The sequence below is a fragment of the Pararhodobacter sp. CCB-MM2 genome (assembly GCF_001691415.1).
GTDB lineage: Bacteria > Pseudomonadota > Alphaproteobacteria > Rhodobacterales > Rhodobacteraceae > Pararhodobacter.
Window position 1 is genome coordinate 29,245 of sequence record NZ_LRRR01000032.1, and the last position, 19,341, is coordinate 48,585.

The window sequence follows — 19,341 nt, forward strand, 5'->3', positions numbered from 1 at the left end:
CCCTTTTCACAGGAACCGTGACGGTGGCGTCGCAGGCGTCGGCTTGCTCTAAACGGTTTGCGCAAGCTTACGGGCGCCGAGATGGCCACGTGCTGCATTGTGGCGCAAGCGGTGCCAGACATGGGTGGTCGCTTCGGACAACCATGGGAAATCCATATGCAGAGCCGCCGCGATCTCATCGGCGTGGTGGGTCGATGCCAAGCTGATGAGATCGGCTCCCTTTTGGCACCCTTGAAGCGAGAGCCGGTCCTCTGCGGAAAGGCGGGTTGGCGTCAGTTTCTTCAGGTGGTTACGACGGATCTTGGTCGCCCAACGCCGAATTCTGATGTCGAGCGCAACAGGGACCTCGATCCGTTGTTGAAGCCAGAACGCCTCGTGGTCGGCCTTCTCATCCTCGGAGAGTTTGTCTGGCCTCTGACGCTTCTCTTGGAGATCCGAATAGAACGATCTGAGACGCTGGATGATGGCAATCTCCTCGAAGTCTGGATCGGGCAGTTCGTTCAGGATGAAGCGAATTTGGGGCATCGACGCGGTCTTTCGTCATGGCTCCGCCAGCCGTCATGACTGCAGTCATGCGGCGTGAGCTTTGGTGAGAAGGGCAGGTTGGGTTTGCGGTGAGTTGGGCGAAGTTCGGGGAGCCCATGTCATAGGCAATCAGATGCTGCAAGTGATTCTAAGGCACTGATATATAGTAATAAAACTGAGTTTTGATACTCGCATAATCGACGCTTCTGGATTGCAGTGGTTGCCCGCGCATTCGATCGCCTGCCGTTGCGGTTCGTCCTGACGTCGTGACATTGAAACGGCCAGGGCATGCCCTGGCCGTTTCATAGGTGGAAGCGTAAGGGTAAATCGACCCCAGGCGTCATTGGCCGCGTTGGTCGCCCCCCGCGCAGACACGCCTGAGTCCACAGTTTGGGGACCGGGACCTCCTTCGAGCGATGGATCAGCCCTTGAGATTTTCGCTGAAGAACCCCGCCATCTTGTCGAAAGGGATTTTGTCCAGTTGATCGTAGAGGTCGGTGTGGCTGGCGTCGGGGATAATCACCAGTTCCTTCGGCTCGGCGGCTGCGGCATAGGCGTTTTCGCTGAAATAGCGCGAATGGGCCTTCTCGCCGTGGACCAGCAGCACCGGGCGCGGCGTGATCTCGGCGATGTAGGTCAGAAGCGGCATGTTCATGAAGGACAGCGCGTTGGTCAGCGTGAACGAGCCGTTCGAGTTGATCGCGCGGGGATGGAAACCGCGGTCGGTCGATTTGTAATAGGCCGCATAATCCTGCACGAATTGCGGCTCGCCGCCCTGAAGCTCCAGCGACACCGGGCCATAGGCCGGGGCACCAGCCTCGGCATCGCGCCAGCGTTGGGCCGCCAGCTGATCGAGCGTCGCCCGGCGTTGATCCGGCGTCAGGCTGTCGAAATAGCCCTTCGCCATGACGCGCGACATGTCATACATCGTGCTGGTCGCGACGGCCTTGATGCGCGTGTCGATGGCGGCTGCGTTCAACGCCATGCCACCCCAGCCGCAGATCCCGAGGATACCGATCTGCTCGCGGTCCACAGCCGCATGGGTGCCGAGGAAGTCGACCGCGGCGCTGAAATCCTCGGTGTTGATATCCGGCGAGGCGGTGTTGTGCGGCGTGCCGCTGCTTTCGCCGGTGAAGGAGGGGTCGAAGGCCAGCGTCGCGAAGCCGCGCTCGGCCAGCGTCTGGGCATAGAGGCCCGATACCTGTTCCTTCACCGCCCCGAACGGGCCGCTGATGGCGATGGCCGGCAGGGGTGCATCGCCGCGGTCCTTGGGCAGGTAGAGGTCGCCCGCCAGTGTGAAGCCGTAGCGGGTGGTGAAGCGGACCTTCGCGTGTTCGACGCGGTCGCTTTGGGGGAAGGTCTTGTCCCAGCTCTGGGTCATAGTTTGTATCCTGTTCTCTGTTCGCAGCGACATTTCGGGTCGAAGGGATGGCAATCACCCCGTCTGCATCATGAATGGGATCTAGAGATGCTGCCGGCGCTTTGGTATTCTGGGAATTCTCATCGGCTTCATGAGTGCAGCTCATGAAACCGGATTGCTGTCCTGTCGGGGGTGCTGCATGAAACGCGAAGATCTGGCGGACCTTTCGGTCTTTCTCGCCGTGATCGAGGAAGGCACCTTCACCCGGGCCGCCCTGCGGCTGGGGGTCTCGCAATCGGCGGTCAGCCATACCGTGCGCAGGCTCGAGGAATCGCTGGGGTTCCGCCTCTTGAACCGCAGCACCCGCAGCCTGTCGCCGACGGATAGCGGCGAGAAGCTGCTGGCGGCCTTGCGCCCCGGCTTTGGCCAGATCGAGGCCCGCGTCGAAGAGCTGCGCTCCTTCACCGACACGCCGGGCGGGCTGGTGCGCCTCACCACCTCGCGCGAGGTCGCCAAGTCCTTCCTCTGGCCGGTGATCACCGGGCTCGTACGCGATTACCCGGAGGTGCGGGTCGAGGTGAACACCAACAGCCGCGTCGTCGATCTGGCCGAAGGCGGTTTCGATGCGGCGATCCGCCTGTCGGAAACGGTGAGCCCGGACCTGATCGCCGTTCCGGTAAGCCCGCCGATGACCATGGCCGCCGTGGCTGCGCCCTCGTATCTGCTGGTGCGCGGCGAGCCCGAGCATCCGGCGGATCTCGCGCAGCACGACTGCATTGCCATGAGGTTCGGAACCGATACCCAACCCTACGACTGGGAATTCGAGAAGGACGGCCAGACCCTCGTGCGCAAGGCCCAAGGACCCTTCGTGTTCAACGACGGCGATCTCTGCGTTCAGGCCGCGCGCGAGGGCTACGGGATTGCCTATGTCCTGCTGGCGGATGTTCAGGCCGAGATCGACAGCGGGCGATTGCGCCGGGTCCTCGCGGATTGGTGCCCGCCCTTTGACGGCTACAGCCTGTGCTATTCCAGCCGTCGCCAGATGAGTTCGGCGCTGCGGATCCTGATCGAGAGACTACGCTATCGCGCGTGAGCCAAATCAGCCCAAATTCATGGATTCCCTGAATACATCTCAGTGATGCATTGAATTTGAGCGACGCTCAATACTGAGTCATCTTCCACGCCGGAGGACGCTGGGCCGACGGCGATGCCCGGCTTTCGCGCAGGGGGAGGAGATGATCATGGGCAGACATTGGCGGCCGGGAAAACGGGTGGCGATCGTGGGGGCAGGGCCGGGCGGCGTGTCGGCCGCGCTGGGGCTCTTGCAACGCGGTTTCGACGTGCAGCTCTTCGAGCGGCAGGCGGAACCGAAGCCCCTCGGCGGGGCGGTGCTGCTGAGCGTGCCGGTACTTGCGGTGCTGCGCTCCTACGGGATCGACAGCGCCACCTTCGGCGCGTTCACCCGGACCGAGTTCCGCAATGCTGCCGGCAAGCTTCGGGTGGATGTACCGTTCAACGCCGAGGTCGAGCGGGCGATGGGCATCCCGGGCTGGCATTACGGCGTGCTGCGGTCGACCGCCTTCCGGCACATGCTGGACCGCCTGCCGGAGGGTGTGGTGCAACCGGGGCAAAGCTTTGAGTCTTATGCCGAGACACCAAGCGGCATCGAGATCCGCTTCGCCTCGGGCCTGAGGGTCAAGGCCGACATCCTGATCGGCGCGGACGGAATCCGCTCCGGCGTCTCGGCGCAGGCTTTCGGGGCGCCGGACCTGTTCCATGTCGGGCTTCGGGTCTGGCTGGCGTGGTGCGGCGAGGTTCCGGGCCTGCCGCGCGACAGGGGCGTTTTGCACCACGGACGCCGGGTTCAGGCGAGCTACTTCCCGATGCTGCATGAGGGCAAGCCGGGGTTTGAGTGGTGGGTGGTCGAGCCGTCCAGCGCCGATGCCGTGCCGCCCGAGGATGTCGAGGCCCATCTGCGCGGCTTGCTGAAGGGCTTTGCCGATCCGATGCCGCGCTTCGCCGACCACACGGATTTCTCGCGCCAGATTTTCCGTTGGGAGATCTACAACCGCCCCTCGCTGAAGCATTGGACCAAGGGGCGTGTGGCCTGCCTCGGCGATGCAGTGCATCCCGTCTCGCCCTATGCGGCCTACGGCATGGGCATGGCGATCGAGGACGGCTATGTCCTCGCCCGCGCGCTGGAAGGCCGGTCACTGTCGGACGGGCCTGCGGTCGCCGACGCCTTCGCGCGCTACGAGGCCGAGCGCGTGGCCTATGTGAACCACAATGTCGAATTCGCGCGGATGCTGGGGCAGCGGTTCCACAATGCGCCCGCGCCGGTGGCTTGGCTGCGGGACATGGTCTTCGACCACACCAGCGTGCTGCAACGGCTGGTCGAGAAGGACTACCTCGCCGCCGCCGAGGCCATGTCCCTGCAGCTGCGTGAGCTGCATGTCGACGCGCAGGGCAGGGCGCCCGCTGCGCTGCCGATCGAGCCGGATCAGGGCGCCAGCACCGACTGAACCGCCAGCCGGACGATGCGGGCGGCCATGTCCGGCGGCAGGGCGAGGCTATCGAAGGTCCGCAAGGCCTGCCGGTTCATCAGGCTGGCATGGCCCCAGAGCGTCGCCCAGAAGGTGAAGGTGCGGATCTCGACCTCGTCCTCAGCAAGCCCCGGCCGCGCGCGGCGCAGTTGGCTGGCGATCAACCCGTGCCCGCGCATCTGATAGGCACGGATCTGCGGATCGGTCTCGCCCTCGAACAGGGCGCGATCATACATCAGATCAAACAGGTTCGGCCGCCGTTCAGCAAAGTGCAGAAGACCCAGCCCGAGGCCGGTCAGCACCGCCTCGGGCGTGCCGTCGTTGGGCAGATCCTCGGGCATCAGATCCGCATAGCCCGCCAGCGCCACGGCCGAGAGCAGGCCCTTGCGGTCTCCGAAGTGATGGAAGGGCGCGCCGACCGAGGCGCCGAGATCGCGGCACAATTGCCGGAATGACAGCTCGGCATGTCCGTGCGCCTCGACCTGCGCGAGGGCGGCATCGAGGAAGGCGGCGCGGGTGGTGGAGGCGGATCGGGACACGGGGGCAGCCGGCGGGGGAAGGGCGGCGGCCATCATGCAAAGGGCTCTGGGGCGATGCAACGGGGTGATCTTGATTGAGAACAAATTGAAGGAAGTGATCGCCGAATATCTCCATTTATTGCGGCCAAAAGCCCGGTTACCTCTGTCTCATCGCAGCGACAGACGCTGCCTTGAACCCCGAGGAGACACGAGAATGAGTAACAAGTTCAGCGCCTTGATCGCCCTTTCCCTGCTTGCCGGCAGCGCTGCCGGCGCCCAGACGCAAGACAATGCCGCAACCGTCGCGGCACTCGCCGAACTGGCCAGCCGTCAAGCCGACGACGCCCGCATCGCGCAGAATCTCGACACGTTCGACACGCTCGATTTCGAGGTCTTCACCCACCAGCAATGGGACCGTCTGCATGAAACCCATGCGCAGGACATCGTGGTCCACCTGCCGGACGGCACCACGACGACCGGGCTGGAGCCGCATATCCAGTATCTCGACTATTTCTTCAGCTTCGCGCCGGACACCCGCATCGAACAGCACCCGATCCGCTTCGGGCAGGGCGAATGGACGGGCGTCGTGGGGGTGATCGAGGGCACGTTCTCGCAGCCGATGCACCTTGCGGATGGCAGCGTGATCGAGCCGACGGGCCTTGCCTACAGCCTGACCATGGCGACTATCGGCCATTGGACCGAAGAAGGCGTGATGGATGAGGAATATCTGTTCTGGGACAACCAGAGCTTCTATCGCCAAATCGGCCTCGGCCAGTAACCACTCGGCTTGCCGCAGCCCTCCGCCGGTCGGTGGGCTGCGTGTCGTTTCATCGGATTACCGAGGTTACAGCGCCGGGATCTCCCAGACCTCGCCGGCTTCCAGCGCGCGGAACCGCTCAGGCGTGACGCCTCGTTGAGCCAGAACCTCTGCCAGCACGTCGCGCGGCGCGTTCCGGCCCTCGTTCGTCAGCTGGATCGTGCCCCAATGGTGCCCGACGGCATAGGCCGCGCCCGAGGCGAGGAAGCCCTGCACCGCCTGATCGGGGTCCTGATGCTGATCGGCCATGAACCAGCGCGGGTCATAGGCGCCGATCGGCAACAGCGACGCCCGGATCGGCCCGAAGCGGTCGAGACCCCGGTAGGGCCGTCCCTCGTCATAACCGGTGTCGCCGATCACATGCACCGCGCCGCCGGGCGCCGTGACCATGAACGCGGCCCAAAGCGCCATCGAGCGGTCCGTCACGCCCCGCGCGCCCCAATGGTGGCAGGGCAGGCAATGGATGCCGAGCGGGCCGAACCGCGTCTCGTCTCCCCAGTCCATCACCTGCGTGCGCAGGCCCGTGCCGGCGATGATCGTGTCGTTGCCCAGAGGCGTGATCACCAAGGGATCGTGCGTGCCCTTCAGCCGCTCCAGCGTGGCCAGATCCATGTGGTCGTAATGGCAATGCGACAGCAACACGAGGTCGATGGGCGGCAGATCCTCGAAGCGGATGCCGGGCTCGATCACCCGTTTCGGCCCGGCGAAGGAGACCGGCGAGGTGCGTTCGGACCACCAGGGATCGGTGAGGATGTTCACGCCCTGCATCTGCACCAGCATCGTCGCATGGCCGACCATGGTGACGGTCAGGTCCTGCACGCGCGCGGCGGGGCGGGCGAAATGCGCGACCTCGATCCTCTCGGGCCAGACCTCGGGCGAGGGTCCGGCGCGCCAGCGCAGGATATCGGCAAAGCCCTTCGGCGGCTGGCCGCCCGGGTTGAAGAAGCGCACCCCGTCGAAATGGTCGCTCACAGGGCCCGAGTAATAGCGGTTATAGCCCTGCCGGACCGCGGTCGTGGCGCCCCCGACGGCGGTGATGCCGACCAGAGCGGCGAGCGAGCGAAGGACAGTGCGGCGTTTCATGGCGGTCCATTTGACGGAAGCGAGGCGCCCGGCCGTTTCTCACCGGCCGGGCATTGAGCGTTTTAGGCGATAACCCGCAGGCTATCAGTTGAAGTCGTGAGCGGACAGCGGCAGCGAGCGGATGCGGCGCCCGGTCAAAGTCGCAAGCGCATTGGTGATCGCGGGCATGACACCTGGCAGGCCCGGTTCGCCCACGCCGCCCATCGGCGCGCCGCTTTCGAGGATGCGCACGTGAACCGCGGGCATCTCGTCCGGCGAGAGGATGGGGTAGGCGTCGAAGTTGCGAGCGGTGGGCTCGCCTTGCTCGTAGGTCAGGCCCTCGACAAGCGTCTGCGAAACTCCCAGCGCCACCGCCGATTGGACCTGCGCCACGACGGTCTGCGGGTTGACGATCTGCCCGGGATCGATCGCCACCCAGATCTCATGCACTTTGACCCGCCCGCGATCGACCGAGACCTCGGCAATGGTCGCGACTTCCGACCCGAAGGGCGAGGCCATCGCCACGCCGCGCGCCCGGGTCGTGCCGTCCGCGTGGTCATAGGCCGCGCCCCGCCATCCGCCCGAAAGCTCCGCCACGGCGTCCAGAAGCGCGAGATAGCGTGTCTGGCCAGCGAGCAGGGTCCGACGCAGGGACAGCGGGTCCTGGCCGGCCGCCAAGGCCATCTCGTCGAGGAAGGATTCGTAGAAGAAATCGTGCATGGAATGGCCGACCGACCGCCAATAGCCGATTTCTGCCGGGTTCTGCACGGGCACATGCCCGAGGCGGCGGTTCGCGATGGCGTAGGGCTTGCCGCTCAGCCCCTCATGGGCAGACGGATCGGCCCCGGCGGGCGCCCCGTACCATCGGCCGGTCGGTCCCTCGCCGACCACTTCGATCGACAGGGCGACGGGTCCGTTGGCGTCCACCGCGCCCCGGAATCTGGCGAGGCCGAAGGGCCGTACGGTGTCGCGCAGAAATTCCTCCTCGCGCGTCCACATGACCTTCACGGGCCGTCCCACGGCTTTCGCCAGCGGCACGGCCTGCCGGAAGGGGTTGGCGTGCGCATAGAGGAAATGCCGCCCGAAGAAGCCGCCGAGCACCTGACTGTGGATGCGCACATTCTCGGGGGAAAGTCCGGCGATGGTGGCAGCGGCCCCGGCATATTGCTCGGGCGCCTGACAGGGGAGCCACAGGTCCAGCGTCCCGTCGTCGTTGAACCGCGCGAGCGTCGAGGGAGGCTCCAACTGGCCGTGCAGCAGGAAGGGTGCCTCGTAAACGGCCTCCAGCCGTGTCTCGGCCGCCGCGAATGCGTTGTCGACATCGCCTGCCGCTTCGATCTCAACGCCGGGCCCGTCTGCGGCGCGCAGCGTCTCGCGCCATCCGGAGGTGGAGAAATCCTCGGGCATCGGGTGTTCGGCTTGCCCGCCCGGCTCCCAATGGACCTGCGCCGCTTCGGCCGCAGCGCGGGCCTGCCAGAAACGATCGGCCACGACCGCGATGGCGCCGTCCAGCAGGTGGACCGAATGCACGCCCCGCATCGCCTCAATCTCGGCGCGGTTGTCGATCGAGGCCGGGGTCAATCCGAGACGCGGGGCATGCTGAACGGCGGCGATCAGCATGGCGTCGACGGCGACATCGATGGCATAGCTCTGCCGGCCTGTCGATTTCGCCCGGACGTCATAGCGGGGCAGGGGGCGCCTGATCCATCGGAAGGAGGCTTCATCCTTCAGGGGCAGGGTCTCGGGCACGGTCAGATCCATGGCGGCCGCTGCCAGTGCGCCATAGCTCAGCCGGCGGCCCGAGGCGGCATGCACGACCTCGCCCGGTTCGGTCCTCAGCTCGGCTGCATCCACCGCCCATTCCCGCGCCGCCGCCTGAACCAGCAACGATCTTGCTGCCGCGCCGAGCCGTCGCATGAACGGATAGCCCACGCGTGTAGAGGCACTTCCTCCGGTCAAGCGCATGCCGCCCATGATGCCGTATGGCCCGCCGGCCGGCGCCGGCACGACGGTGAACAACGCCGGGTCAAGATCCAGCTCCTCGCCGACAATCTGGGCCATGGCGGAATGGATGCCCTGTCCGCCCTCGATGAACGGGCTTTGCAGGGTCGCGGTGCCATCCGCGTGCAATTCGAGGAACGCGGCCACGGCAGGCGCCGCAGAGGGTGCCGCCTGCGCCTTGCCCATGGTCGGCAGGGCGGTGGCGACGACCAGCGCAGCGGCGCTGCCTGCCAGAAAGGCTCGGCGCGAGACATTTAGCGGCCGGGGCGCCGCCGCCACGGCTTCGGCCAGCGAGTGATGGCGGTGCAGCGGGAAGGGATGGTCTGTCATCGCTCAGGCCTCGGCAGCCGCGCGGACGGCGGCGCGGATCGTGTTGTAGGTGCCGCAGCGGCACAGGTTGGTCATCGCGCCGTCAATGTCGGAATCGGTCGGGTTTGCGACCTCGTTCAGAAGCGAAACCGCGGCGAGCACCTGGCCGGATTGGCAATAGCCGCATTGCGGAACCTGATGGCTGACCCAGGCCTCGACGACGCGGCGCCCGATCTCGGTGTCTTCGGCGGCTTCGATGGTGGTGATGTCGGCTCCCTGCAATCCATCGACCGGGGTCACGCAGGACCGGGTGGCAATGCCGTCGATCAAGACCGTGCAGGCACCGCAGACCCCGATGCCGCAGCCATATTTCGTGCCGGTCAGGCCCAGTTCCTCGCGGATGGCCCAGAGCAGCGGGGTTTCGGGATCGACATCGACCTCGCGGGTCGTTCCGTTGACGGTGAGTTGCATGGGGGCTCCTTGCTGGCGACGGCTCTAGCGGAATCTGCGTCGCCGGGACGTGGCGACCATGGGCCGATCAATGCTAGGGGTCATGATCCACGTTCATGAATGCCGTGGGCCGCGTCGGCTTCGATCAAGATCCCCCTTAACCGCCTCAGGCCATCGCCGCAAACACGGCGGTAGCGGGTTTGTCTTGCAGCAGAGCCTCGATCGACCCGTCGAAACTGCCCAGCTTTACCAGCCCGCTCGTCCATGGGATCGGCTTGTAGAAGATCGCCAGATTGCCCCAGGGGCGTAGAGCATCAGGTCGCCCGCCTTCGCCGCGAGTTTCGGTCGCGCGCCGGTGGTCTCCAGCTTTCGCGGCAGATCCGCGACCTTCTCCATCCCGTGGTAGTCGGTCAATGTCAGTGTCAGCGGCAGGAGCGGGGCGAAATCGCGGCCTGCCGGGCTGTCCTCCAGCGTCGCCGTCAGGACCTTCCCGGCCAGCGTCACGGTGATCCGTGTCATCCCAAATCCTTTCCCATTCCATTGCCCCAGCATGTAGCCGAGTTTCCGCCCTCGATAATCGCCGGTTGATTGCTGGGGCTCATGAAGGGGCTTCATGATCGCGGCCGTGCCGGGGCCAGAGATCCGCTCGGCACGCCGATCGCGCGGCAGGGGGCGTAGGGACAGGGCGCGGCGATTGATGAGTGTCGCTCATGAGGTCATGCGGAATCCCGGCATTGAGTTCGGGTCCGGGAGGCGCAATTTCTGACCGGAACCCAAAACGCAGAGGAACTGCCATGAAATCGCTTCTTGCCGCGACCACGCTGGCCCTCGCCACGTCTGACGCAGGCGCTCAGGACCTTGGTGCCACCCTGCCGGCCTCGATCGCGCAGGTCGCGCCAGCCCTTGCCGCCTATGGCCAGTCGGCCGTGATCGGCACCCTATGGGCCGATGCCACCCTGTCGCCCCGCGACCGCGCCTTGGTCACCTTCGCAGCCCTGATGACGCGGCACGAGGCGGACACGATCGGCTCTCATGCCGAGCTGGCCCTCGACGCGGGCGTCACACCGGCGGAACTGTCCGAGACCATCACCCATCTCGCCTTCTACACCGGCTGGGGCAATGCGATCATGGCGACCGAGGCCTTGGCGCCGATCTATGCCTCGCGCGGAGTTGCCAGCACGGACCTGCCGGGTGCCGAGGTCGATCTGCTGCCTCTGAACGCCGACGCCGAGGCCGCGCGCGAGGCGAATGTGCAGGGCAATTTCGGCACGGTCAGCCCCGGTGTCGTCGATGCCACCCGCGAGGTGCTGTTCCATGACCTCTGGCTTCGCCCGGACCTCGCGCCGCGCGACCGCAGCCTCGTGACGGTCGCGGCCCTGATCGCCGCCGGACAGCCCGAGCAGATGACCTTCCACCTGCACCGCGCCATGGACAACGGCCTGACCAAGGATGAGGCGGGCGGCGTCCTGCAGCATCTTGCCTTTTATGCAGGCTGGCCCCGCGTCTTCTCGGCCCTGCCGGTCGCGCGGAGCGTGTTCGAGGCCCGCGGGCTCTGACCCGCTGAGGAGCACCCGATGAAAATCGCCATTCTGGGATCCGGCTTGATGGGCGCGAAGCTTGGCCGGCTTTGGGCCGCCAGCGGCCACGAGGTCACCTTCGCTTACTCCCGCAGCCCTGCGAAGCTGCAACGGCTGGCCACGGAAACCGGCGGTCGGGCGGCCAGTGTGCAGGAGGCCGTCACCGGGGCCGATGCGGTGCTTCTGGCGGTCCACTGGTCCCGCGTCGGCGATGTTCTGGAGCAGGCCGGCGATCTGGCCGGCCTCCTTGTCCTCAATTGCTGCGTGCCGCTGGATGACAGCGACAGCGAGATTGTCGTTGGCGGGACGACCTCTGGCGCCGAAGAGCTCGCCCGGCTGCGTCCTGAGGCGCGTTGGGTCGCCTGTTTCAACACTAGCCCGTCCGAGAGCTTCGCCTCTGTCTTCGTCGCGAAAGGGCAGGGCGAGCCCCCGCATCTGCTCATCTACGGCGACGACGCGGGCGCAAAACGGGACGCTGCCCCCTTGATCCGCGCCATCGGCTTCGAGCCGCTCGATGCGGGGGGGCTGAGGACCGGCCGCTTCGCCGAACCCTTCGCCATGGTCACTGCCGAGCTGGCCTATGCACAGCCCGGTGGCGCGGCACTGACCTATCGCTTTCACAAACGGCGCGCCTGATCGCGCGCCCCCCTCAAGGAGCAACCCCATGAAGATCATCCGTTCCGGCACCGCACCCTCAATGGCCGGCCCCGGCGACTGGTTCACCGGCACCGTCCGGATCGACCCGCTGTTTCAGGCCGAGGAGCCCGGTCGCAGCGCCGGCGCCCATGTCACCTTCCAGCCCGGCGCCCGCACCGCGTGGCACACGCACCCTGCCGGGCAGACGTTGATCGTCACCTTCGGGCGCGGCCGCGTCCAGCGCGAGGGCGGGCCGGTCGAGGAAATCCGTCAGGGCGACATCGTCTGGTTCCCGGCGGGCGAGAAGCATTGGCACGGGGCCTCGGCCGAAACCGCGATGAGCCATATCGCCATTCAGGAGGCCGTCGACGGTTCGGCCGTGACCTGGATGGAGCAGGTGAGCGACGACCAGTTCAACGGCTGACCCTCAGGCCGACCTATCGGCATCGGCGGAGCTGACTTGTCCGGTGAGTTTTCAGGCGGCCCGCGGGACCTCGCGGGCCGCTTCTATATGCTGCTATCCAACAGGAAGACATCATGGTCCCGTCCTCTGATCGCCAATCCTCATGGGGCCCGCCCGGTCCCGTTCCGCTGTTGGTTGTCGCGCTGGCGACCGCCTTGGCGCTGGTGGTCTTCACCGCCCCACTGACCACTCTGGACGCGATGACACGCGATCTCGCGCTTGGTCCCGGAGCGCAGGCCTGGGTGATGAGCGCGATGCCCCTTGGGGCAGCGTCCGGGCTGTTGGCCGCGGGAGCTCTGGGGGACACCTCGGGGCGCCGGCGGATCTTCGTGATGGGGCTTGGCCTGACCGCGATCAGCTCGATCGCCGCGGGCCTCGCGCCCTCCGGCCCGGTGCTGGTGGTCCTGCGCATCGTGCAGGGATTGGGCAGTGCAGGGATCATGGCCTGCGGTCTGGGCCTCTTGGGGCAGGTCTATCGCGGCGCGGTGCTGGCGTCGCTGCTGATGGAGCTTGGCGGTTGGCGCGCCATTCACGCTGCCATCGCCGTTGCCGCCGCCCTGCTGGCGGTCTCGGCCCTGCGACGGTTGCCGGAAAGTCAGGCCTTGAGGCAGCGCGTTGACCTCGCCGGGTCAGTTCTGCTGATGTTCGGGATGGCGGCCCTGATGGCGGCTCTGATCGAGTTGCGGGTCGGAACGGCCACCTTGGTGACCGGTCTCATCGGCGCGTCCCTCGTCCTGCTGCTCGGGTTCATCGCGGTCGAGCGCCGCGCGAGTAACGCGATCCTCGACCTCGGGTTGTTCCGAAATCCGGGCTTCGTCGCGGCGACTCTGGCGGCCTTTGCCTCGGGCGCGGGCGTATTGGCGCTGATGTCGCTCGCGCCGACCCTGATGGTCCGGGGCTTTGACCTGCCGCCGCTTTCCGCCGCGATCCTCACGACCGCCTGGTCCGGCGTGACCATCTTTGCCGCCCTGTGGGGCGGTCGTCTGCTGCCGGCGGCCTTGAGTGCGCAGGCCCGTGTGGTCACCGCCCTCGCGGGCTGTGGTCTGGGACAAGCACTGCTCTACGCGGCCAATGGCGACAGCGGATGGGCCATCCTCTTGCCGGGGCTGCTCGTGTCGGGGTTGTTCAACGGTATTCTCAACGCGTCACTCGGCCATGCCGCACTGTTGCACGTGCCGGACACCCGCGCGGCGATGGGTTCGGCCGCCAACAACACGGCGCGGTATCTGGGGTCTGCTCTGGGGATCTCGCTGATCTCGATCGCGATCACCGGCGGGGAGGGTCTGTTCCAAGGCTGGCATCTGGCGGTGATCGGCACGACGATCGTCAGCCTCGTCGGTGCCGGGGTGATGATCGTCATGCGCCGAGGCGTCCTGGCCTGACCCACGGCATGAAAAAAGCGGCAGGCCGGTTGGCCTGCCGCTGTGTCCGTCAAAACGCTTCTCAGAGCTTGCCGCCATAGACCGGGAACATGCTCGCGTCGCCGTAATCCTTGATCGGCTCGATCGTCTTCAGCGCGTCCATGTCGTCCTCGGAGATGACGAAATCCAGCTCGGCATTCGACTTCATATGCGCCGGGGTCTTGGTCTTCGGCAGCGCCGCCAGACCCAGCTGCAGGACATAGCGGATCGAGATCTGCGCGACGCTGACGCCATACTTGGCCGCCATCTCTTGCAGGACCGGATTGTTCAGGATCTGCCCGTGGCCGATGGGCGAATAGGCTTCGACCAGCATGCCGTTGGCATGCGTGTAGCGGATGAGGTCGAACGGCGTGTTCGAGACATGCGCGAGGATCTGGTTGATCATCGGCTTGACCTTGGCGTTCTGCAGCAGGTTGTCGAGGTCTTCCTTCTGGAAGTTCGACACGCCGATCGCGCGGATCTTGCCGGCCTCATAGGCCTCTTCCAGTGCCTTCCACGCCGCGAGGTTGCCCTCATAGAAGCGGTCCTCGCCGGCGAATTCCATCCACGGCTGCGGCGAGTGGATGATCATCAGGTCGATGTACTCGACGCCCAGCGTGGCGAGCGAGCCCTCGATGGCCGCCTTTGCGGTGTCATAGTCCTTGGCTTCGGCGGCGAGTTTCGTCTGCAGGAAGATCTGCTCGCGCGGGGCGCCGCTGGAGCGGATGCCTTCGCCGACGCCGCGTTCGTTCTGATAGGCCTGCGCGGTGTCGATATGGCGATAACCGATCTCGATGGCGGTCCGGACCGCCTCGGCCACGGTGTCGTCTTCGATCATCCAGGTGCCGAGGCCCAGCTTGGGCATGGCGACGCCGTTCGGCAGGGTGAGGGTTTCGGTCACGATCATAGTGTCACATCTCCATGCGGCATCGTTCGCGCCATAGCGCGTTGCGATAATTGTGATTGGCTTGGGACCCTTCTGGCCTGCGGAAGCAGACGCAACGACTGGGCCGCTCGTTGATGCAATGGATTTATTGGGGGCGGGGCTGCCTGACAATCCGGCGAGGCGTCAACGGGCCTATGAGACCTGTTCATGAAACACGGCGTCGAAGGCCATGTGAGAACGGTGCAGCAGGCTGTTATTGCACAGATCGAGAGAGAACTCGTCTCGTGATTTCAAACTGGTAGGCGGGTGATATGAGCAGATCGACATCCGCGATCTACAAGACCACGAGTTTGCCGGCCTTCAAAGAAGCGCTCAAGCGCCGAGTGACCTGCCAAACATGATCTCGATACGGTTGCGTCGTTTGTAGCGGCGCTTGTCGTAGCGGACGACCTTTCCGCGTGACTTCCGACCCGGGATGCAGGCGCGTATGCCCTTGTCTTTCAACGCATCTCTGAACCAGTCTGCGTCGTCCCTCCGGTCTGCGATCAGCCAATCCGAGGCCGGCAGGCTGCTCAGCATCGCCGCTGCCCCAGTGCAGTCGCTGACTTCACCCGCCGTCATGAAGAACCGGATGGGCCGCCCCGTGGCGTCGGTCACGGCGTGAAGCTTGGTGTTGAGCCCGCCTTTCGTGCGCCCGATCAGGCGCCCGCGCCCCCCTTTTTGACCCGCAGGCTCGAGGCCGTGCGGTGGGCTTTCAGATACTTGCGCAGGCTCACTTGAACGCATGGCGTTCGCCTGCTCACATCGATCATGATGGTCTTCTGCTCGGTGCCCTCAGCGGCCAGCCCCTCCATCATCCGGGTGAAGACCCCCATGTCGCTCCACCGCTTCCAACGATTGTAGAGCGTCTTCGGCGGGCCATAGCCCCTGGGCGCGTCACACCACCGCAAGCCATTGCGATTGATGAAAATTACCCCGCTTAACACGCGTCGATCATCGACCCGTGGCTTGCCATGGGACCTGGGAAAGAACGGCCGAAGCCGGTCCATCTGCGCGTCAGTCAGCCAGAAAAGATTGCTCATCATTGCCCCCATCAGTTCGGGAGCGTGAATCACGCAGCCAAGGCGACAGCAAGAAATTTAATGGGTCCTGAGCCTAGCCTGCATAGCTTGCCTCATTGGCAGTCTAAGGTGATGCTGGCAGAAGCCGAAACGTCACTTGGCGAACATCGGCTCAGGATAGATGAGAAGGAGTTCGACATGGCATTCGGCGGTTTCGGCGTGATCCGGGGAACAACCTGCGCACTCGTCATGGGGTTTGGCACATCAGCAAGCGCGCAGCATGGCGGGCATGATGACCACGGATATGCCATTCTGCACACAGCGCCGATGTCGGAGGTCTGGGCTGCCTTTGTGGAATCCTGCTCAAATTTCGTGACTGATCCCGAAGCCTACGTCGACGCGCACACACGTCCCGATCCGAACGCGGAACAGGTCGCGCATCGGACACCGGATGGCGGCATTGTCATGGCCAGCCGCACGACCCATAGCGGCGTCTGGCACATGATGGAGCTGGTCGATACGTCAGTGCGGCGCCGCGCCGTTTGCCAGGTGCAGTCGGAGCCCGAGGTCGAGTCTTTCTTCGACCACACGCGCTATCACCAGCTAATGACAGACGGCGATGCCGAACTTCGGGCGATGGTGGCAGAGGCCGGCGGCTCCATCGTGGGTGGCTCAATGCCACTGCTGGATATCGGGGCCTCGCATGACTTCCCCGAGATCCCCGGTGCCGAATTCTATACCTATGCCTACGCAATCGAATTGGACTTCGCCGGCGAGACGCGGTTGGTCCATGCCGGCATCAATGGCGGCGCCCTCTCGATGAGCGGCGAATACCAGGTCACGCAGGCTTCCGAGCACGGCCTGCCGTCGTCAGTGGCGGACACAAGCCCTGTGGATTCGGCTGAGGCCAGTGCTATGAGGCCGGAAATGACCGCCATGCGCGCCTTTGCACGCGAATGCCTGCGAAACTATCGGACGCCGGGACTGGCGATCGCCGCCCTCGAAGCGCAAGGCTTGAGGGCGGTACCGGGCATGGACGCAGGAAGCTGGGAGCTTGCCGCACCTGGCCTGCAGGGCCTCGTCACCGTCGGGGACGCCCTTTACTGCTCGATCCAGTCACCCGATATCCCTCTGGACGAAGCCGCGACGCTTGGCTGGGAACTTGCGAATGAGCTGTTCCCAGATTTGGTCGAGAAAGGCTCACCGGAAGGGGCAAATGGGCTGTGCGACGGCCTGACGATCGTTGCGCCGCGGCAGATGATATGGGTGAGCTACGCGCAAGCCGGAAATTCCGGGGCCTGCATCGAAGACGGTAGCTCAGCGGTGATCATCCGCTGACACCGAGGTGCGGGCCGTATCAAATCTTATGATAAGTTTTTTCTCGAACTCTTGGGAGCTTCTGGGAGACCTGCATTTGGCTTCCGGAGTCGGTAGGGTGTTGGGACCTGCTGACCTACCACAGAACTTTCATCCAGCTGCGATTTAAGCCTAGTTGTCGTGGGTCCAGTGACCGCGTGTCGATTCTGCTAACATAGCGCGCCGTCGAATGCGTCTAGGTTCGGCCCAAAGCCGCCGATAGCCTTTAGACCATCGCTGCGGTGCAGCTTCCCTAGAGCCGTCGTTCACATAAGCATGCAACATCGGGCCACTAATGGAGGTTGATCGCTGAAGCTATTTGCCTGACATCGAACCACGAAAATGTTTGCCTCAGTCAGATCTCTGCGCCTACGCTGGATCATTCGTATCCAAAGGGCCCATTCATGTCACTTTATGACAATGCACTTTCCAATATTTCATCGCCCGCGTCTGCCCCGAAAACCAGCGCAGATATCGACCGCATCCAAAAGGGAGCGAACGATAGAAAGCGTGAGGTCTACTGGATCGGCTTTCTCGAAGGCGCCCTTTCATCTCACGCGATTGAGCCTGGTGAGGAGGCCGCAATCCTCGCTGAAGCCGACAAGTTCGCGGAGTTTTTCGACGATCCTGATGCGTCGGACTTGGCTGAAGATATCCGCGCGCGATGCTTTTCTGGCCAAAATGACTTGATGGCGGCGTTAGAAGACGTAATCGCCGACAAAAGGGATGAGATCCAAGCCACGGCGCCGTACAGCGAGCGTGACGAAGTGAACGAGTTCCTCGGGTTTTGCGCTGGTATTGTCTGTGATGGACTGATCCTCCCCGAAGAAGCCGACGCCATCCTCGCAAGGATTAGGTCCAGCGATACGCTTACATCCTCGCCGGTATATCGCGATCTATGGCGGGCGACCGAGGCCGCGATGGCGGACAGAGTGCTGAGCGCTGACGAGGCAGAGGAAATCCGGCAGTGGATCGCCTTGTTGGTCGGTGACGGTTACGTGGACACGGGTGTTCCGAACATTGGCAACACCGCAAAGCTGGACGAACCGATTTCCGACCCGGCACTGATCGAGTTTGAAGGTAAGTGCTTTGTTCTGACCGGCCCCATGAGGATGGGCACCCGTAGCTTCATCATTCAGGAGATCGAACGCTGTGGCGGTGAGGTCGGAAAAACCGTCGTACGCCGAACAGATTACGTGGTTGTGTCCTCGACTGCTTCAAAGAACTGGCGCACTACGCATTTCGGGACGAAGATCGAGCGGGCAAAAGAGCTGATCGTCGAGGGTTACAAGTTGCGGTTCGTTGCGGAACACGCCTTAGAGAAGGCAATCAAGACGCACGGGCGAGGGGCTTGAACACCTTACAAGAACGGCCTCTGCTCCGCTGCCGCAGAGCGAACCCGCCTTGAGATTTTTTCGTACCAGGCACTGGTTGCGCTTGGTGTCGGCCCTGAGGGGGCCTTCGCGCCAAGGGCCGCAGGCGGCCTGAGGCATACCTTGGCGCCATCTTTTGAGAATGGCCGCGACCTGCATTCCTCGGAGTCTCGTTCTCGTGCTTTGCCGCCACAATGGTGGCAAGGCGTGGGTGGGACGGTGAGGACGCCTAACCTGCCACAGATGGGGCAATTTCTGCGTTTGATCATGCCGCACAATGCGCGGCCTCACTGTTTTCTGGTCTAACACTATGTCTTGTGGAATCCATTTGGACAAAAGGCGAACATGGGTTAGATGTCGTCTTAATCATCCATTGGAGACGATAGCATGTCTAAGAACACAAAAGGCACTTCAGGCGGTATGGCATCGAAGGCAGGCTCGATACTCGGCAACCCGAACGCTTCAGCAACCGCTCGCAGCCTCGCGGGGTCGGCGCTGGCGCAGGCAGGGACAGCCAAGCAGACAGGTGCGCGGATGGAAGATCGTGCTTCGCAGGTGCTGTCTAGCTCGAAGTACAGCGCCACAACGAAATCGCTGGCCGGGTCGGTCCTGTCGCAGTCGAACAAGCAACGCTGACCGCTGACCCGGTCTAGCGCAATGACGGGGAATAGGCACCAACGGCCACCATTTTATACCGCATCAGCGACAAGCCTGCATCTTTGCGGTTGGTACGTATGCCGGGCATGAGCTGCAAGCAACATGTTGCTGCAGGACGCAAGTGGGCGGGCGTGGCTCGGTGACGCCACCAGTGACCTGCCCCCCACGGGTCCCTCATTCATAATGAGAGTCTGCTGGTTGGATTTTGGTATTCGGGCGCCTCGGCGCGCTTGTTGCGGGGTCTGGTTGCCCAGCGAGGAGTGCGGTCTGACCGCGTTGTAGTCGTAGCGCCACAGGGCCAGCTTCCGCCGCGCATCGTCCAGGCTGTCAAAGAGCTCCTCGCTCAA

General features: G+C 64.4%; 18 protein-coding genes and 2 pseudogenes. 10 read left to right on the forward strand and 10 right to left on the reverse strand.

Going from position 1 to position 19,341, the window contains the following annotated elements; translation table 11 throughout:
* Positions 1–48: 48 nt before the first annotated feature.
* Both BCY78_RS20685 and BCY78_RS20690 read right to left on the reverse strand, forming a co-directional pair.
* Entirely contained in the window at positions 49–525 is a 477-nt protein-coding gene (locus BCY78_RS20685; RefSeq protein ID WP_068305622.1) for a hypothetical protein, read from the reverse strand.
* A 421-nt stretch (positions 526–946) separates the two neighbouring features.
* On the reverse strand, positions 947–1,906 hold the full coding sequence (locus tag BCY78_RS20690; RefSeq protein ID WP_068305624.1) for an alpha/beta hydrolase: 960 nt from the start codon (positions 1,904–1,906) through the stop codon (positions 947–949).
* Positions 1,907–2,084: 178 nt separating this feature from the next.
* On the opposite strand from BCY78_RS20690, the gene BCY78_RS20695 reads away from it, so the two are divergent.
* Together BCY78_RS20695 and BCY78_RS20700 are read left to right on the forward strand one after the other, a co-directional pair.
* Positions 2,085–2,978, forward strand: a complete 894-nt coding sequence (locus tag BCY78_RS20695; protein WP_068305625.1) for a LysR family transcriptional regulator — start codon at positions 2,085–2,087, stop codon at positions 2,976–2,978.
* 148 nt (positions 2,979–3,126) lie between these two features.
* A complete protein-coding gene (locus BCY78_RS20700; protein ID WP_199523185.1) occupies positions 3,127–4,407 on the forward strand; it encodes an NAD(P)/FAD-dependent oxidoreductase in 1,281 nt (426 codons plus the stop codon).
* Here the strand turns inward: BCY78_RS20700 and BCY78_RS20705 are convergent.
* The gene (locus BCY78_RS20705) at positions 4,386–4,967 is read right to left on the reverse strand and encodes a TetR/AcrR family transcriptional regulator (RefSeq protein ID WP_158515974.1); all 582 of its coding nucleotides are present in this window, start codon (positions 4,965–4,967) and stop codon (positions 4,386–4,388) included. The genes BCY78_RS20700 and BCY78_RS20705 overlap by 22 nt on opposite strands.
* A gap of 193 nt (positions 4,968–5,160) precedes the next feature.
* On the opposite strand from BCY78_RS20705, the gene BCY78_RS20710 reads away from it, so the two are divergent.
* Complete coding sequence (locus BCY78_RS20710; RefSeq protein WP_068305630.1) at positions 5,161–5,724, forward strand: nuclear transport factor 2 family protein; 564 nt, start codon at positions 5,161–5,163, stop codon at positions 5,722–5,724.
* A gap of 66 nt (positions 5,725–5,790) precedes the next feature.
* On the opposite strand, the gene BCY78_RS20715 is transcribed toward BCY78_RS20710, so the two are convergent.
* The 4 genes from BCY78_RS20715 to BCY78_RS20730 form a co-directional block, all read right to left on the reverse strand.
* The gene (locus tag BCY78_RS20715; protein ID WP_068305631.1) at positions 5,791–6,846 is read right to left on the reverse strand and encodes an MBL fold metallo-hydrolase; all 1,056 of its coding nucleotides are present in this window, start codon (positions 6,844–6,846) and stop codon (positions 5,791–5,793) included.
* Between the two features lie 84 nt (positions 6,847–6,930).
* Positions 6,931–9,156, reverse strand: a complete 2,226-nt coding sequence (locus BCY78_RS20720; RefSeq protein ID WP_083195203.1) for a molybdopterin cofactor-binding domain-containing protein — start codon at positions 9,154–9,156, stop codon at positions 6,931–6,933.
* A 3-nt stretch (positions 9,157–9,159) separates the two neighbouring features.
* Positions 9,160–9,606 carry a (2Fe-2S)-binding protein gene (locus tag BCY78_RS20725; RefSeq protein ID WP_068305634.1) on the reverse strand — a complete coding sequence of 149 codons (447 nt, stop codon included), beginning with the start codon at positions 9,604–9,606 and terminating at the stop codon, positions 9,160–9,162.
* 225 nt (positions 9,607–9,831) lie between these two features.
* Positions 9,832–10,104 (reverse strand): cyclophilin-like fold protein, encoded by a 273-nt coding sequence (locus BCY78_RS20730; protein ID WP_068305636.1) that lies wholly within the window; start codon positions 10,102–10,104, stop codon positions 9,832–9,834.
* Between the two features lie 275 nt (positions 10,105–10,379).
* Between BCY78_RS20730 and BCY78_RS20735 the strand changes: the two genes are divergently transcribed.
* The 4 genes from BCY78_RS20735 (at position 10,380) to BCY78_RS20750 (ending at position 13,643) form a co-directional block, all read left to right on the forward strand.
* A complete protein-coding gene (locus BCY78_RS20735; RefSeq protein ID WP_068305638.1) occupies positions 10,380–11,141 on the forward strand; it encodes a carboxymuconolactone decarboxylase family protein in 762 nt (253 codons plus the stop codon).
* Positions 11,142–11,159: 18 nt separating this feature from the next.
* Complete coding sequence (locus BCY78_RS20740) at positions 11,160–11,798, forward strand: NADPH-dependent F420 reductase (RefSeq protein WP_068305640.1); 639 nt, start codon at positions 11,160–11,162, stop codon at positions 11,796–11,798.
* A 28-nt stretch (positions 11,799–11,826) separates the two neighbouring features.
* Positions 11,827–12,222, forward strand: coding sequence for a cupin domain-containing protein (locus BCY78_RS20745; RefSeq protein ID WP_068305642.1), 396 nt, complete (start codon positions 11,827–11,829; stop codon positions 12,220–12,222).
* 113 nt (positions 12,223–12,335) lie between these two features.
* Complete coding sequence (locus tag BCY78_RS20750; RefSeq protein ID WP_068305644.1) at positions 12,336–13,643, forward strand: MFS transporter; 1,308 nt, start codon at positions 12,336–12,338, stop codon at positions 13,641–13,643.
* A gap of 61 nt (positions 13,644–13,704) precedes the next feature.
* On the opposite strand, the gene BCY78_RS20755 is transcribed toward BCY78_RS20750, so the two are convergent.
* Both BCY78_RS20755 and BCY78_RS24835 read right to left on the reverse strand, forming a co-directional pair.
* Positions 13,705–14,568, reverse strand: a complete 864-nt coding sequence (locus BCY78_RS20755) for an aldo/keto reductase (RefSeq protein ID WP_068305645.1) — start codon at positions 14,566–14,568, stop codon at positions 13,705–13,707.
* A 366-nt stretch (positions 14,569–14,934) separates the two neighbouring features.
* Positions 14,935–15,629, reverse strand: a pseudogene (locus BCY78_RS24835) (IS5 family transposase); the annotation flags it as partial.
* A 111-nt stretch (positions 15,630–15,740) separates the two neighbouring features.
* Here BCY78_RS24835 and BCY78_RS20770 point away from each other — a divergent pair.
* The 3 genes from BCY78_RS20770 to BCY78_RS24840 all read left to right on the forward strand — a co-directional run bounded on the left by BCY78_RS20770 (position 15,741) and on the right by BCY78_RS24840 (position 18,973).
* A complete protein-coding gene (locus tag BCY78_RS20770; protein WP_139103251.1) occupies positions 15,741–16,946 on the forward strand; it encodes a hypothetical protein in 1,206 nt (401 codons plus the stop codon).
* A 422-nt stretch (positions 16,947–17,368) separates the two neighbouring features.
* Complete coding sequence (locus tag BCY78_RS20775; protein WP_068305648.1) at positions 17,369–18,319, forward strand: BRCT domain-containing protein; 951 nt, start codon at positions 17,369–17,371, stop codon at positions 18,317–18,319.
* A gap of 405 nt (positions 18,320–18,724) precedes the next feature.
* Entirely contained in the window at positions 18,725–18,973 is a 249-nt protein-coding gene (locus BCY78_RS24840) for a hypothetical protein (RefSeq protein ID WP_083195204.1), read from the forward strand.
* A 199-nt stretch (positions 18,974–19,172) separates the two neighbouring features.
* Here BCY78_RS24840 and BCY78_RS24845 read toward each other — a convergent pair.
* Positions 19,173–19,341 (reverse strand): annotated as a pseudogene (locus tag BCY78_RS24845) (integrase core domain-containing protein); the annotation flags it as partial.

Bases quoted from the DNA above. Each gene is read 5' to 3' on its own strand.
- BCY78_RS20685 (WP_068305622.1), bottom strand. From the start codon at position 525: ATGCCCCAAATTCGCTTCATCCTGAACGAACTGCCCGATCCAGACTTC.
- BCY78_RS20690 (WP_068305624.1), bottom strand. From the start codon at position 1,906: ATGACCCAGAGCTGGGACAAGACCTTCCCCCAAAGCGACCGCGTCGAA.
- BCY78_RS20695 (WP_068305625.1), top strand. From the start codon at position 2,085: ATGAAACGCGAAGATCTGGCGGACCTTTCGGTCTTTCTCGCCGTGATC.
- BCY78_RS20700 (WP_199523185.1), top strand. From the start codon at position 3,127: ATGGGCAGACATTGGCGGCCGGGAAAACGGGTGGCGATCGTGGGGGCA.
- BCY78_RS20710 (WP_068305630.1), top strand. From the start codon at position 5,161: ATGAGTAACAAGTTCAGCGCCTTGATCGCCCTTTCCCTGCTTGCCGGC.
- BCY78_RS20715 (WP_068305631.1), bottom strand. From the start codon at position 6,846: ATGAAACGCCGCACTGTCCTTCGCTCGCTCGCCGCTCTGGTCGGCATC.
- BCY78_RS20720 (WP_083195203.1), bottom strand. From the start codon at position 9,156: ATGACAGACCATCCCTTCCCGCTGCACCGCCATCACTCGCTGGCCGAA.
- BCY78_RS20725 (WP_068305634.1), bottom strand. From the start codon at position 9,606: ATGCAACTCACCGTCAACGGAACGACCCGCGAGGTCGATGTCGATCCC.
- BCY78_RS20730 (WP_068305636.1), bottom strand. From the start codon at position 10,104: ATGACACGGATCACCGTGACGCTGGCCGGGAAGGTCCTGACGGCGACG.
- BCY78_RS20735 (WP_068305638.1), top strand. From the start codon at position 10,380: ATGAAATCGCTTCTTGCCGCGACCACGCTGGCCCTCGCCACGTCTGAC.
- BCY78_RS20740 (WP_068305640.1), top strand. From the start codon at position 11,160: ATGAAAATCGCCATTCTGGGATCCGGCTTGATGGGCGCGAAGCTTGGC.
- BCY78_RS20745 (WP_068305642.1), top strand. From the start codon at position 11,827: ATGAAGATCATCCGTTCCGGCACCGCACCCTCAATGGCCGGCCCCGGC.
- BCY78_RS20750 (WP_068305644.1), top strand. From the start codon at position 12,336: ATGGTCCCGTCCTCTGATCGCCAATCCTCATGGGGCCCGCCCGGTCCC.
- BCY78_RS20755 (WP_068305645.1), bottom strand. From the start codon at position 14,568: ATGATCGTGACCGAAACCCTCACCCTGCCGAACGGCGTCGCCATGCCC.
- BCY78_RS20770 (WP_139103251.1), top strand. From the start codon at position 15,741: ATGCTGGCAGAAGCCGAAACGTCACTTGGCGAACATCGGCTCAGGATA.
- BCY78_RS20775 (WP_068305648.1), top strand. From the start codon at position 17,369: ATGTCACTTTATGACAATGCACTTTCCAATATTTCATCGCCCGCGTCT.
- BCY78_RS24840 (WP_083195204.1), top strand. From the start codon at position 18,725: ATGTCTAAGAACACAAAAGGCACTTCAGGCGGTATGGCATCGAAGGCA.